The sequence below is a fragment of the Polycladomyces subterraneus genome, assembly GCF_030433435.1.
GTDB lineage: Bacteria > Bacillota > Bacilli > Thermoactinomycetales > JIR-001 > Polycladomyces > Polycladomyces subterraneus.
The window spans coordinates 73,365-87,780 of sequence record NZ_JANRHH010000020.1; the positions used below are offsets into that span (position 1 = coordinate 73,365).

A 14,416-nucleotide genomic window follows, 5' to 3' on the forward strand; every position below is an offset into this window, starting at 1 on the left:
TAGATTGCGTATTCCATTTTCCTTGCGAGATTGTATGAAAATAATTGACAAATACGAATCATCCGTTTATATTATGAATTAACATATAGCAACATAAATAAACGATATCAAACATAATCTATGTTACTTTTTCACATCTACTTTGGTCAGGAGGACATCACTTATGTTGTCTGCCGAACGCAGGCAGAAGATCATGCAGATCATCGAGCAGGAAGGCGTGGTGGAAATCAACCGTCTCGCCGAGGAATTCGGCGTTTCGACGATGACAATCCGCCGCGATCTCGATATCCTGGAAGCCGAACAAAAGATTATCCGTACCCACGGGGGCGCCATGTTGCGTCAGGACAACCTGCGCGAACATCCTTTCGGTTGGAAGGATGAACGGAACGTGGCCCAGAAGGAGGCGATTGCCCGACTGGCGGTCACCCTGATTGGGGAGGGACAGAGCATCATTCTGGATGCGGGATCGACAACGTTGCGCCTCGCTCGGGAGTTGAAGCGGTTTCAAGATTTGTTTCTCATCACCAACGATATCCAAATCGCTTCCGAGGTGGTGGATGCGCCGGGGATCCGAGTCTTGTTGACGGGAGGGGAACTGAAGCCGCAAATCTACAGTTTGGAAGGTCATTTCAGCTTGTCGGTGTTATCTCAGTTGCATGTGGATACAGCGTTTATCGGTTGTGACGCGTTCGATGTGGAAAAAGGGGCGATGAGCAACAGTTTGTCCAAAGTGGCGATCAAACAGGCGATGCTGAATTGTGCTCGCCGACGCATCCTGCTGGCGGATGCGAGCAAGTGCGGTCAACGGGCTCTGGCTACTTTTGCCGAATGGGATCAATTCCACGCGATCGTCACTGATGATCATCTTCCTGCGCAGTTTCAGGAACAGTGCCAACGGTGGGGAATCGAGGTGCTTATCGCCGAAAACGGAGGGAAAGTCCATGCGGAAACTCGTGGTGATCGCCGATGACATCACCGGCGGCAATGCGACCGGCGTGCTGTTGATCAAACAAGGATGGAAGGTATTGTCTGTGCCGGATCACCGCGTTTCCATCACTGATCCGCTTGAGGGGCATGACGCGGTGGTATGGAACGCAGCTACCCGATTGCTCCCGGCGGAAGAGGCCGGTTTGCGTGTTCGACGCATGGCGGAACAGGTCATCAGTCACGAAAGCCACCCCCTCTTGGCCAAGCGGATCGACAGCACCCTGCGTGGTTCAATCGGCAGAGAGACGGAAGCCGTATTGAATGTGATGCCGCCGGAGACGATCGCTGCCGTGGTCCCCGCATTCCCTGAATCTGGTCGGTTCACCAGAGGGGGCGAACTGTTCGTATACGGGGAGCCTGTCCATCAGACGGAAGCAGGACGTGATCCGTTTACACCGGTGAGGACTTCCCGAGTGGTAGATTGGATCCAATCGCAGACATCTCTTCCGGTGGGATTACTGGAGACGGGGAAATACACAAGTCCAACGGATCTGCGGAGGGAACTCGACCGTTTGATTGCAGTCGGCCACAGGCTGATCGTCTGCGATGCCGAGTCGGATGAGGAAATCGAGAAGCTCGCCGAAGTATGGGCAGGGTTGGATATTCCGGTTCTGCCGGTGGACCCCGGTCCATTCACAGCAGCCTATGCGGCGGCCAAAAACGCGGAGAGAAAACGGATACTACTCGTCTCTGGAAGTCTTGCGGAAACCGCTCGCAAACAATTGGACTATCTTGAGCAATCCTTTCCCGTCGGAATGTTGACGGTGAACGTGGACCATTTGGTGGACGGTGCCCAGGACTATGTAGCCGATATGGTTCACCGTGTGAAAGAGCTGACGGAACGGTTCCAAGTTGTCGGGTTGCGAACCGATGGGGTGCCGGCGAATCGGTGCGACGGACACACCGTGTCTGAATCGGTTGCCCGATTGGTGGTGAATCTGATTCACCGTTTCCCGTTTGACGGGCTGTATCTGTCTGGTGGAGAAGTTGCGTTCACAACGCTTCAGGCCTTGGAAGTGGAAGGCTTGCAGTTGGTGGGGGAGATTCTTCCGCTTTGTGTGATGGCCAAACTAGTCGGAGGTCCCTTTCAGGGTATGCATATCATCACCAAAGGGGGTTCCGTCGGGGATGAAGCGGCCATTTTGACAAGTGTGAAAGCGCTTTTACGACAGGGAGGAGAAATAAAATGGAAAAGAAACGACCCATTTTGGGCATTACCATCGGAGATCCGGCAGGTATCGGGCCGGAAATCACACTAAAAGCGTTGCAGGTGAGAGAATTTTACGAAACAGCCAAACCTCTCGTCATCGGGTCCATCCCCGTGTTGGAGATGATACGGGAGCGAATGGGAAGCCCGTTGCGCTTCCATCGGGTTCACCATCCCGATGAAGGGGTGTACACACAGGGTACCGTGGACGTATTGGATCTAGACAACATACGGATTGGTGAATTGCGGATGGGGGAAGTGCAAGCGGATTGTGGCCGGGCGGCGTACGAGTACATCCGCAAAGCGACCGAATTGGCGCTGGGACGAGAAATCGATGCGGTAGTAACGGCACCGATCAACAAGGAAGCACTGAAGGCTGCTGGAGTGCCGTACATCGGGCACACGGAAATGTTGGCCGATTTGACCGGTGCGGAACAGGAGATGACGATGTTTGCGGTCGAGAACGTCAAAATCTTCTTTCTCACGCGTCACCTGTCGTTGTTGGAAGCTTGCCGGAAAATCGGGGACCCGGATTTTGTCCTGAACGGCATCCGGCGATCCTATGCATCCTTGTCCCGTCTCACAGGAGGCACACCCAAGCTGGCCGTTGCAGGGCTCAATCCCCATGCCGGTGAAGGGGGGTTGTTGGGCAGGGAGGAGTTGGATGCCATCCAACCTGCGGTGAAACAGGCGCAAGCGGAGGGGATGGATGTTGTCGGGCCGATTCCCGCCGATTCGGTGTTCCATTTTGCCCGGAAAGGAGCGTATGACGCGGTTTTGTCCCTGTACCATGATCAAGGTCATATTGCAGCCAAGATGATCGACTTTGAAAAAACGGTTTCCATCACATTGGGATTGCCCATCCTACGAACCAGTGTCGACCACGGTACCGCTTTTGATATCGCCGGCCGGAATCTTGCCTCGCCGGTCTCGATGATGGAAGCGATTCGGGCCGCGATTGCCTATGCCGCCCGATATCAAACCGTGTGAAGGGGAGAGATCTCCTTTCGCTACCTCTTGTTGAAAGCGTTATCAATCCAGATCGGGAGGGATCATGATGCGTACGTCAAAGTGGATACGAATTATTCCCGTTGCGTTTGTCATGTACATGCTGGCGTACATGGATCGGATCAATGTCGGTATCTTGCTGCCGGCTATGCAGAAAGACCTGCATTTGTCTGCTTCGGCGGCCGGGGACATCGCCGGTATTTTCTTCTGGGGTTACATGATCTTGCAGATACCGGGCGGTGTCTTGGCCACTCGCTGGTCGGCGAGAAAACTGATTTTCATTCTGATGTTGCTGTGGGGATGCGCGGCGACGGCTTCCGGTCTCGTACAAACGGAAGCACAATTGAAATGGGTGCGCTTCTTGCTCGGCGTGGCCGAAGGAGGGGTATGGCCGGCTGTGCTGGTTTTGTTGGCTTCCTGGTTCACCAACCGGGAACGGGCACGAGCCAACGCCATATGGATGTCCTGTCTTCCGGTTTCAGCGATGTTGATGGCACCATTATCCGGTATATTATTGAAGTATTTTGACTGGCGAACCGTCTTTGTGATCGAAGGACTGCCCCCAATGATCTGGGCTTTCGTCTGGTTGGCAGTAGTGAAAGATCGTCCAACCGAAGCGAAATGGATGAAAGAAGATGAGAGAAAACAGTTGATGGAAGAGTTGCAAAGGGAGCAAAAGCAAGTTCCGACGGGATCGGGTGGTTTCAGCGATGCCATTCGCAGTCCGTTGGCCTGGGGTTTGGTGTTGATGTACTTTTTGTGGATCACCGGTTTTTACGGTTACACGATGTGGGTACCCAGCGTGGTTGGCACCTTTGCAAAAGATCCCGCTACCATGGGGTGGTTGACGGCAATCCCGTTCGTCTTCGCATTGGTGGCCATGGTGGTGAACTCCCACTGGTCCGACCGACGGATGAATCGGATTCAGCATGTGACGATCCCCTTGCTGATTGCTGCCGCCACTATGATAGCGGGGCAATGGGTGGAATCCCCCTTATGGCAGATGATTCTGTTGTCTATCACAGCGATGGGCGTGTATGCTCCGTATGGACCGCTGTGGGCCATTCCCACGGCCGCATTTCCCGTTTCCGTTGCAGGGGCGGTGATGGGTTTGCAAAATGCGGTCGGTAATTTGGGCGGTTATTTCGGGCCTAAGTTCGTGGGAATGTTGAAGGACGCAACCGGGAATTACCATGCGGGCTTTTACTTCCTGGCAGTTTCCCTCTTGCTTGCTGCCTTGGCCACATGGGTGATGGTGAGGGTATCCACACCTGGTGCCCAACGGACAAAAGAAACTTCCATGTAAGGTTTTTTGGTAAAATGGAACAAAATCTTATGAAAGGATTGAGTGGCCGATGTGATTCACGTGTGCCCATCCAAACAAACAAAATTAAAAAGGAGGGCAAACGTGAACCAGCGATCGTTCCATTGGTTGTGGATCGGTCAATCCGCAGCCAATTTGGGGGATGCGTTTTATACGCTGGCGGTGGTTTCCCATCTATATGAGCTGACACATTCGGCCACTTTCGCCGCGATGGTTCCACTCCTGCGGGTGGGCTCAATGTTGGTGGGCGGATTGATCGCTCCGCTCATCATGGCTCGTTTCTCCCTCAAAGGAATTTTGTCTGCTTCCCAATGGGGGCAGACGGGGTTGTTGGTCGCTTTGTATGCCGCGATATCTGTTTCGGTTTCACACGTCACCGAGATGATATCGATTTTCGCCGTCATTCTGATGATGGCGTTTTTGGACGGATGGACGGTACCCACCCGCAACGCATTGGTTCCCCGCTTGATACCCGAAGCCCAATGGGTCAAGGCGAATGGTTGGTTGCTAACGAGCGATCAGATTGTCCAAATGATCGGGTGGATCGCGGGAGGGATGTTGTCGGCGAAGTGGGGCGTGTGGGGATTGATCGGGCTGACCTTTGGGATGTTTCTGTTTTCCTCGATCTCACTGCAGTGGGTGAACGAATCCGGACAGCCACGAGAAAAAGCCGAAAACCGCCTTCCCAAGCGGGAACAATGGCTAATCGGATGGAAAACCCTCTGGTCCCGTCCCATCCTGCGCCGTCTGGTCATGACAGATATTCTGGACACGGCTGCGGGAAGCGTGTGGGTCGGGGCATTGACTCTCGTTTTTGTTAAGGACATCTTGCATCGGGGTTCGGAATGGTGGGGATGGATCAACGGCAGTTATTTCGCCGGTATGATTCTCGGGGGTATGATCGTCGTGCACCTCTCCCGTTATCTGGATCGCAACCTTGTCTGGGCGATGGGATGGGGGTCACTCCTCGCAGGTGTATTCATTCTCATCTACGCGCGGAACGAACATCCCGGGGTCGCGCTGGCCCTCTGTCTTCTGATGGGCCCGCCGTATCAATTGCGCGAAACGGCGCAACGCACGCTGTTGCAAAAAAGTGTGGATGACACGTTATTGCCACATGTATTGGCAGCACATGGCAGTCTCACCTACGCAACTTTCGGATTGTCCGTATTGGCCATGAGCTTGGCGGCAGATCTGTGGGGAATCCAAACACCGTACATCATCAGCGGTCTGCTGCTGATGGGGGCGGCGATCATCGCACTGACTGCCACCAATTCCGACTGATGGTTGAAAGCCGTTTCCTTCGCGGAGACGGCTTTTTCGTTTTCTATCTGATATACTAATTTCAAATGAAGAAGAAAGGGGGGGAGGAAGATTGTCCTCGGATACAATTCGGTCCATCATAGATAAAAGTTTCGGCCCCTTGGAAAAGCGGGTCATGGAAGTATTATGGAACAAACAGGCGGCCACTGTCCAAGAGGTTGTCAAGGAGCTGAATGATGAGAAAAAATATGCCTACACCACCATCTTAACCATTCTCACACGCCTGACACGCAAAGGTATGCTGGAGCGCATCAAAGAAGGACGGTCACACCGGTATCGCCCCCGATATACGAAAGAAGAGTGGGTGAAAAAGGTGACCTCCCAAGCCGTCGAAGGTTTACTCTCCGACTTCGGGGAGCTCGCAATCGCCCAGTTCGTGGATACCGTGGGCAGCACACCGGATCAGCTGGAAAAATTGAAACGCCTGATTCGGGAGTTGGAGAGGGGAGAGGAGGATTGACCAAAAACGCCTTTACTCTTCTGCTTCATATCAGTGCAGCCATCGGAACAACCCTGTTGACGGTATGGGTATTGTCGACCGATGCCGTCATCCGAACGGCCATCGATTGGGTTCACCGATGTTGTGGTGTCATCTTTTCGAGCGGACAGATCCCCGGGGGTTATTATCTGTTCACGTCGTTGTTGGTGGTGTGGGTGTTTCTTTTCATCTGGCGTGTTCGATCTATGGTCCGCCAAACCCAACGCTTTTTGGCAACACTCCTGCCCTTGAAAGTGAATCATCCGATTCATCCGGTGTTGCTTCGTTTCCAGCAAAAGTATGGAGTTCTTGTCGACGTGTTCGACTATATCCGACCCTTGGCGTTTACTTACGGATGGAAGCGTTCACGTATCGGGGTCAGCACGGGATTGATCCAACTGTTGAATCCACAAGAGCTGGAAGCTGTGTTAGAACATGAATATCATCACTGTCTGGCGCGCGATCCGTTGAAAATGGTGTTTGCGACGGGAGCGGCCACAGCCTTCTTTTTTCTACCGGTCGTATTCCGGCTCTGTCAGCGTTATTGCTTGGAAAAAGAGATCGAGGCTGACCGTCGGGCAGCTGAAAAAGTGGGGGCCAAAGCGGTGGCTGCCGCTTTATACAAAATGACTGCGTTCTCGAGTGGGGGACTTTCCGTCATACCGCGGTTTGACCAAGAAGGACAAAACGTTCTGCGTGTGAAAGCATTGCTTTCTGGAAAACCCGATTTTCCCAGAATTTCGATAGCGGATTGGATGTGGTCCGGGATCAGTTTCCTCCTGTTGGCCGCTGTCATAGCAGATCTGATCAGCACGATGTCCATTGTACTTTATATGCACATCTGTTTGCTCCTGTTGACTTGGTAAAAAGATACTACTATAATCATGTAGTAGTATCTTTTCTTTTGAGACGAAGGAGCCGACCAGGATGAAACGACAGTGGGTCACAGGATTGATCGCGATCGCTTTCGCCGTTTCAGTCACGGGTTGCACAGGAATGTCGCATGATCAGCAATCACCTTCGCACCAACAGCACGGTGGACATGAGCACGATCACATGGAAAAAACGGCGGCGGTGAAAACGAACTGGTCATTTTCCCCGCAACAACCGAAAGCTGGGCAATCCGCTTCTCTCTCCATTCAAGTGGTGAAACCGGATGGAAAACCGGTACAGGATTTTGCGATCAATCACGAAAAAAAGATGCATCTGATTGTGGTCAGCAAAGATCTATCTTTCTTTGAGCACTTGCATCCGCAGTATAAAGGAAACGGATCATTCCAAGTCAATGTGCCGTTCCCGTCCGGTGGAGAATATCGGTTGTTCGCTGATTTTCAACCGAAAGGGGCAGCCCAGGTCACCCAAATGCAAACTGTCTCGGTAAGTGGTCCCAAGCCGGCCGAAAGGCCGGTTCAGCCGGATGCCAATCTGACCAAAGTGGTGGACGGTAAGAAGGTGACGCTGTCCTTTGATCAACCGTTTAAGGCGAAAAAGCCAGTCATGTTAACCTTCTCTTTTAGCGATGCCCAAACGAATCAACCGATCAAAGATTTGCAACCGTATTTAGGAGCGATCGGTCATGTGGTGATATTGGATCAGAGCGCCAAGGAATATCTGCACGTCCATCCGATGAATGAAAACACGACAGGTCCCGATGCGCAATTTCATGCGGAGTTTCCTCACAGCGGGGTGTTCAAAGTGTGGGGAGAATTCCAACACCGTGGAAAGGTGTTTACCGTTCCGTTTGTTATTCGTGTCGCTCCATAAAGAAATAGTACGTACCGAAAACATCGAAGGTACACTGATTTGATATGTGCGCCAAACAGATCAGCTCCGTTGATTTACCGCTAGATTGAAATTGTTGTAAACTATGTCGAGTTACGTTATGGTACAGCAACTTTACTACGTGTTTGCGGCAAATCAAGAAATCCGGCTCTCGAATTGACCAGTTTCTTGGTAGATTCGAATATCCATATTTTTCGATCGACCTTAATATGGAGTCTAAGAATTGACTTAATCTGGACGTGAAACGATAAAGAAGAAACTGCTGACAAAAGGTAGTAAGTCAGCTCTTTTTTTTGTCTAAATCAGAAGATTACATCAAGGGTAAAGGACGAAATTGGATGTTTAAACCCACTCCTACGGCAAGGCAGTATTGAATTGGTCAATGTCGAGGATTTGGCGCACTAGATCACTTGTTACGCAAGATTGACTCTACCATCAACTTTTCGTTCATCGCGGAAAAGACCCGACCGTTATACTGCGAGGACCTGCGTGGCCACTGTGATGTTGTTCAAAATGTTGTTCATCGGGTATTTGTGCAGCATTCTCTACGAACGATGCCTGGTGGAAGAAGTGTATACGTTACACCGGGAAAACGTATACAACGCCAAACCCTACCTGGCTTGTCTGAAACGGCAGAAAGAATGCTTCGACTTTAAAGTGGAAGCCGTGGTGCTAGGCGTCGGAAACCTGACTATTCCGGTTTGACTCCACTACACACGGATGTGGGGCTTGCCAGAGTAACAGAGCAATTCCTTTTTCTGCTATGTGCCAGAACATCAAGAAAATAGCCTTGCTCCTCTGAAAGAGTAGTACGGGGCCCGAAGGCGGGCCTATTTCTCACGCCCCCATGAGTCGCTTGAACCCTGACAAGTGCCAAATCGTGAAGGAGTCTCCCACATGCCCACATAGAGAACAAGTCGTACCTGTGGTCACATCGGCCCCCGACCACGCTATGCACACATAGGGTACAAGTCAATCCTTAGCCATTTCGTTCCACAGTTGTTCTGTTCGGGTGGCTTTTTCAATGTGGCAGTATTACTCAGACCCCTGCCATAATTGGTGGCCGGTACGACAATCCGGAACAGGCGGTGAAATAGCCCGCTCCCAGCAACCGGGAATGAAAAAAAAGGATAATGACAAGGAGCAATTTACGGATGATTCTAAATAGGCGCATAAATAGTAATGACAATTAAACGAAGCACCCCCTCAGTCTCGGGGCCGCTCCTATTTTGAGCTTATAGACCGAGATCATTCTTGCTAATAGCGGAATTTATTCATATTAAGCGTATGACCAAAAACATTTTATTTCATGTGCATAACATATCTAAAGATCGAGCTTTATGGGGGTATTAGAAAATTGACAACCGATAAAATGAAAGTGGTTATTCTGTCAGGTGGATATGGAACGAGACTCAGTGAGGAGACCCATTCCAAACCGAAGCCGATGGTGAAGATTGGTGGAAAACCGATTCTATGGCACATTATGAAGATTTATTCATATTACGGTTTCAATGATTTCATTCTTTGCTTGGGGTACAAAGGAGGCTATATAAAAAAATTTTTTGCCGATTACTCTTTATCCAACTCTGATGTGACCTTTGATTTCAGTAAACATGGTAAAGCCATCATACACCGGTATTCAGCGGAACCCTGGAAGGTCACACTTATTGATACCGGGATGGGAACGATGACTGGTGGACGGCTCAAACGGATTCAAACTTATGTTGGAAAGGAACCGTTCATGTTGACTTACGGGGATGGAGTCTCCGATCTTAATATCGTCGAATTGCTCGAATATCATCACTCCCATGGAAAACTAGCAACGGTTACGGCGGTTCAACCTCCAGGAAGGTTCGGCACCTTACGTTTATCGGAGAATAACGCTGTGACCCGATTCAAGGAAAAGTCGATAGCAGATGTCGGTTGGATCAATGCCGGTTTTTTTGTCATGCAGCCGGAAGTTTTTAATTATATCGGAGGAGACGATACTGTGCTGGAAAAAGAGCCGTTGGAAAACTTGGCGGCGGACGGTCAACTGATGGCATATAAGCACTATGGTTTCTGGCATCCGATGGATACCTTGAGGGACAAAATGAAACTGGAAAAGTTGTGGGAATCGGGGCAAGCCCCATGGAAAAAGTGAGACGGTTGGAACCGCGTTTCTGGAAAGATAAAAAAGTATTGGTGACCGGACATACCGGCTTTAAAGGCAGTTGGTTGTGTTTATGGCTGTCTTATTGGGGTGCTGAAGTAACTGGATATGCTTTGCGCCCACCGACTAACCCCAGCTTGTTTCAATTGGCCAGTATCGGTTCCATGATTGCTTCAATCGATGGCGATATACGACACGGAGAAAGATTGAAAGAGGCCCTTTTAGCTGTTGATCCGGACATTGTCATCCATATGGCCGCTCAACCCCTTGTCCGGGAATCTTACGATTCTCCGTTAAAAACCTACGAGACGAATGTGTTGGGCACTGTCCACCTGCTTGAGGCAGTGAGAACTGCCGTGAAGCAAGGAAAAAGGGTCAGGGCGGTTATCAATGTGACTACCGACAAGTGCTATGAAAACCAAGAATGGGTCTGGGGCTATCGGGAGAATGACCGGCTTGGGGGATATGATCCTTATTCAAACAGCAAGGCTTGTTCCGAGCTGGTTACCGTCGCCTACCGCAATTCCTTTTTCAACAACCGGGATTATTCGTCCCATAGAGTGGCACTTGCTTCCGCCAGGGCGGGAAACGTCATCGGGGGTGGAGACTGGGCGACGGATCGACTTGTGCCCGATTGCATCCGGGCTCTCCTTAAAGGCAGGAAAATAAAATTGAGAAATCCCGGAGCGATCCGGCCCTGGCAACACGTGCTGGAACCTTTGAGCGGCTATCTGTTATTGGCGCAGAAGCTGTACGAACACGGGCCAAAATATGCGAAAGGGTGGAATTTTGGTCCGGACGATACCGACGCCAAACCTGTCGGCTGGATCGTGGAAGAGATATTCAGGAAGTGGGGGGGAGGAGCGAACTTTGAGCTGGACAAATCCTGCCAGCCTCATGAAGCCCACTATTTGAAACTAGATTCTTCCCGGGCGAGAATTGAGTTGGGGTGGAGTCCTAGATGGAATGTGGAAGAGGCACTCGAACGGGTGGTCGAGTGGGCCCGCGCTTATAAGGAAAACCGGGATTTAACCGCCGTGTGTTTGGATCAGTTGGAAGAATACCTCGGCTCATAAGACTGGTTGCTAGGGGCCTTAAAAACGGAGGACCGGTTGAATGAAATAGAGAGAAGGAAAGTGAATGGAGAAGAAAGTGCTCATTACAGGTGCTGACGGAATGTTAGCGATGGATTTCGCCGATGTACTGAGCGAAAAATCCGGTTATGTGATTGTGAAAATGAATAGACAAAAGCTTGATATCACTGATCGGAATGCCGTATGCAGCGCCATGACTCAAGTCAAGCCCGATTATGTCATTCACACGGCAGCACTGTCAGATGTAGACTACTGTGAAGAAAATCGAGCACATGCTTTTCAAGTAAATGGATACGGGACGGAAAACATCGCCTATTACGCTCAAAAGGTAAAGGCAAAATTTGTTTACATCAGTACTTGTGCATTGTTCGGGGATGAAATCAGAAAATACACAGAAAGCGATCCGGTGGTTTTAAAAACTGTTTATGCCAAGGCTAAGTACTTTGGTGAAGAAAAAACGAAAGAATGGTGTGACCGTTACTTTATTGTTCGCCCCGGATGGCTGTTTGGCGGCAACATAAACCATAAAAGAAATTTTGTATACCAGAGATACAGAGAAGCTCTGAACTTTCCTGAGATTTACAGTGCCGCAGACCAATACGGATGCCCCACGTATACCCGTCATTTATCGTACAGGATCATCGAATTGATGGAAACGGATAGTTACGGTGTTTATCACATCTCGAACAGTGGCAGTGCCACCCGATATGAATATGTCAAAAAAATCGTCAGGACTTTTGGTTTAAACAACAAAATCCATCCTGTGGATTCCGATTTTTTTAAACGGAAAGCACCTGCACCTCTATGTGTTATGATCAAAAACGCAAACTTATCAATAAAAGGATTTGGGTTGTTGTCAGATTGGAATACAGCGGTGGAAGAATATATCGATCGCTTAAAAAAAGAACTACCGTGATGAGAAGGAGAGGAAACATGATTTTTTGTACAGTGGTCAATACCCAGTATGTACCTATGGCCATGTTGATGGCTAGGTCCGTAAAAAAACACAACCCAGGGGCAAGAGTAGCCGTATGTATCCTTGAAGAGAAAATTCCCATGAGTGCCCGGGATTATCAACATTTTGACCATATTGTTCTAGCCAAAGATATAGGATATGCCAATTTTTTTTACAGGCACATGTTCAAGCATAATGTGATGGAGGGTTGTTGTGCTGTCAAAGCGCGGTTTCTTCATTATCTTTTCAAACTGTATAGTACGGAAGACAAAATTGTCTATCTGGATCCCGATACCAAAATATTCGGCCCATTCCACGAAGTTGATCGCATGTTGGACGAGGGTCCCATCGTTTTGACTCCGCATCTTACGCATCCTTCGGCGCAAGATGAACTTCGGATCAGTAAAGTCGGTATATACAATCTTGGTTTTATCGCCCTGAAAAGAACCGAGGAATCCTTCCGGTTTCTCCATTGGTGGAACGAACGACTGGATAAATTATGTTATATAGAACTTGAGCGGGAAATCTTCGTGGACCAGAGATGGATGGATTTTGCCCCGATTTTTTTTGATGTCCGTATTTTACGGCATCCTGGTTACAATACAGCATGGTGGAACATATCGTCCAGAAGGATCGATACAAAAAATGGATTAATTACCATCAACGGTCATCCGCTTCGTTTTTTCCATTTTTCAAGTATTTTCAGGATTTCCTACATTGATAAAGCCCGCGAATTGAACCCGAATCATCGGAAACAATTCCTTCTAATTGCTAGCGACTATCTTCGGGAGCTTGTGGAGATCGGATATGATTTTTCAAAGAAGGTGCCTTGGAGCTACGACTATTTTCTTAGTGGGGAACAAATCGACAAGCGAATACGCATCCATTACAGAAATAATCCGGGAAAGTTTGTCCAGATCCAGAATCCTTTTGCCTTGTCCAATAGTGCTTTTCTTGCCTTGGGAAGCCATCTGCCAAGCATGCCCAAAAATATATCCGAGATAAAACAAGAGGAGCTGCAAAAACTGCTCAGATTTCGACGGCAGATAGAGAACAGGCCACACCAATAGGCACGGTAGCTGCGAAAAAAATATTTGAATTAATTAGACGGAGATAAAACCCTTTGGGAAAAAATGTGGAACAATAGAGTGTAAAAACTTAGTTGGTACTTCAGGAGGGAATCCGAAAAGAAAATTAAATCAAAACAGAAGAAGACCAAGCAACGAGAACGGGAGAAAGCGGGACGTTATGCGCCGGAGATCCGGAGATAAAGACTAAAATATAACGAACTGAGTTAATGCTCAGTTGACTGCGGTGTGATCAATATGATCAATCAGGAGTGAGTCGGATGATTTTTTGTACCATAACGACTTTAAATCGGATCCATATGGCCATGGTGATGGCCAAATCCGTCAAAGAGCTTCACCCCAATGCAGGCATAGCTGTTTGTGTGGTGGAAGAGAAAATCCCCGAGCAAGCCCGGAATTTCAAATATTTTGATCATATCGTACTAGCTAAAAATCTTGGCCATCCCGATTTTTACCGACACATGTTCAAACATAAACTCAACGAGGGTTGTTGGTCCCTCAAACCACGGTTGCTCCTTTATCTGCTACGTACTTTTCAAGCGGAAGACCGGTTGGTATATCTGGATACCGATACGAAAGTGTTCAGCCCCTTCCATGAGGTCAACCAGGTCCTGGACCAGAGTCCCATTATATTAACTCCGCATATCACGCACCCTTCGATGCAGGATGAGCTTGAAAAGATGCAGGATGAGCTTGAAATATTGAAGCACGGTCTCTACAATTCGGGTTTTATCGCCCTGAAAAGAACCGAGGAATCCTTGCGGTTTCTCAATTGGTGGACCGAGAGACTCAATCGGTTGTGTTATCGCGATCTATCCCGTGGAATCTATGGAGACCAAAGATGGTTGGACCTTGCTCCCATTTATTTTGATGTCCACATTTTGCAACACCCCGGTTACAACGTGGCGAAGTGGAATTTGTACCACAGAAAGATCACTCTCACAAACGGTAAATTCCTGGTAAATGACCAACCCCTCCGTTTTTATCATTTTGCTGGATTTTCCCGGATTCGTTATTC

Annotated in this window: 14 protein-coding genes; all 14 read left to right on the plus strand. The window is 49.2% G+C overall.

Translation table 11 applies throughout. The features are described 5' to 3' along the window. The first annotated feature begins 163 nt into the window (after positions 1-163). Positions 164-970, plus strand: coding sequence for a DeoR/GlpR family DNA-binding transcription regulator (locus tag NWF35_RS04725; protein ID WP_301237923.1), 807 nt, complete (start codon positions 164-166; stop codon positions 968-970). Continuing rightward, on the plus strand, positions 942-2,246 hold the full coding sequence (locus tag NWF35_RS04730) for a four-carbon acid sugar kinase family protein (RefSeq protein ID WP_301237924.1): 1,305 nt from the start codon (positions 942-944) through the stop codon (positions 2,244-2,246). The genes NWF35_RS04725 and NWF35_RS04730 overlap by 29 nt, the downstream gene beginning before the upstream one ends. Continuing rightward, positions 2,174-3,184 (plus strand): 4-hydroxythreonine-4-phosphate dehydrogenase PdxA, encoded by a 1,011-nt coding sequence (pdxA, locus tag NWF35_RS04735; protein ID WP_301237925.1) that lies wholly within the window; start codon positions 2,174-2,176, stop codon positions 3,182-3,184. The genes NWF35_RS04730 and pdxA overlap by 73 nt, the downstream gene beginning before the upstream one ends. Positions 3,185-3,251: 67 nt before the next feature. Then, positions 3,252-4,508, plus strand: a complete 1,257-nt coding sequence (locus NWF35_RS04740) for an MFS transporter (RefSeq protein ID WP_301237926.1) — start codon at positions 3,252-3,254, stop codon at positions 4,506-4,508. A gap of 102 nt (positions 4,509-4,610) precedes the next feature. After that, positions 4,611-5,810 carry an MFS transporter gene (locus tag NWF35_RS04745; protein ID WP_301237927.1) on the plus strand — a complete coding sequence of 400 codons (1,200 nt, stop codon included), beginning with the start codon at positions 4,611-4,613 and terminating at the stop codon, positions 5,808-5,810. Between the two features lie 139 nt (positions 5,811-5,949). Then, positions 5,950-6,309 (plus strand): BlaI/MecI/CopY family transcriptional regulator, encoded by a 360-nt coding sequence (locus NWF35_RS04750; protein WP_301237947.1) that lies wholly within the window; start codon positions 5,950-5,952, stop codon positions 6,307-6,309. Next, positions 6,306-7,193 carry a M56 family metallopeptidase gene (locus tag NWF35_RS04755; RefSeq protein ID WP_301237929.1) on the plus strand — a complete coding sequence of 296 codons (888 nt, stop codon included), beginning with the start codon at positions 6,306-6,308 and terminating at the stop codon, positions 7,191-7,193. The genes NWF35_RS04750 and NWF35_RS04755 overlap by 4 nt, the downstream gene beginning before the upstream one ends. Before the next feature lie 61 nt (positions 7,194-7,254). Next, positions 7,255-8,091: a DUF8832 domain-containing protein gene (locus NWF35_RS04760; RefSeq protein ID WP_301237930.1), complete on the plus strand. Its 837-nt coding sequence runs from the start codon at positions 7,255-7,257 to the stop codon at positions 8,089-8,091. Positions 8,092-8,598: 507 nt separating this feature from the next. Next, on the plus strand, positions 8,599-8,814 hold the full coding sequence (locus NWF35_RS04765) for a hypothetical protein (protein ID WP_301237931.1): 216 nt from the start codon (positions 8,599-8,601) through the stop codon (positions 8,812-8,814). 667 nt (positions 8,815-9,481) lie between these two features. Further along, positions 9,482-10,252, plus strand: a complete 771-nt coding sequence (gene rfbF / locus NWF35_RS04770; RefSeq protein WP_301237948.1) for a glucose-1-phosphate cytidylyltransferase — start codon at positions 9,482-9,484, stop codon at positions 10,250-10,252. Then, on the plus strand, positions 10,240-11,337 hold the full coding sequence (rfbG, locus tag NWF35_RS04775) for a CDP-glucose 4,6-dehydratase (protein WP_301237932.1): 1,098 nt from the start codon (positions 10,240-10,242) through the stop codon (positions 11,335-11,337). The genes rfbF and rfbG overlap by 13 nt, the downstream gene beginning before the upstream one ends. A 64-nt stretch (positions 11,338-11,401) precedes the next feature. Further along, positions 11,402-12,271, plus strand: a complete 870-nt coding sequence (locus NWF35_RS04780; RefSeq protein ID WP_301237934.1) for an SDR family oxidoreductase — start codon at positions 11,402-11,404, stop codon at positions 12,269-12,271. Between the two features lie 17 nt (positions 12,272-12,288). Beyond that, the gene (locus NWF35_RS04785) at positions 12,289-13,380 is read left to right on the plus strand and encodes a glycosyltransferase family protein (RefSeq protein WP_301237935.1); all 1,092 of its coding nucleotides are present in this window, start codon (positions 12,289-12,291) and stop codon (positions 13,378-13,380) included. Positions 13,381-13,658: 278 nt separating this feature from the next. After that, on the plus strand, positions 13,659-14,416 hold a 758-nt coding region (locus NWF35_RS04790; RefSeq protein WP_301237936.1), incomplete at its 3' end, for a hypothetical protein.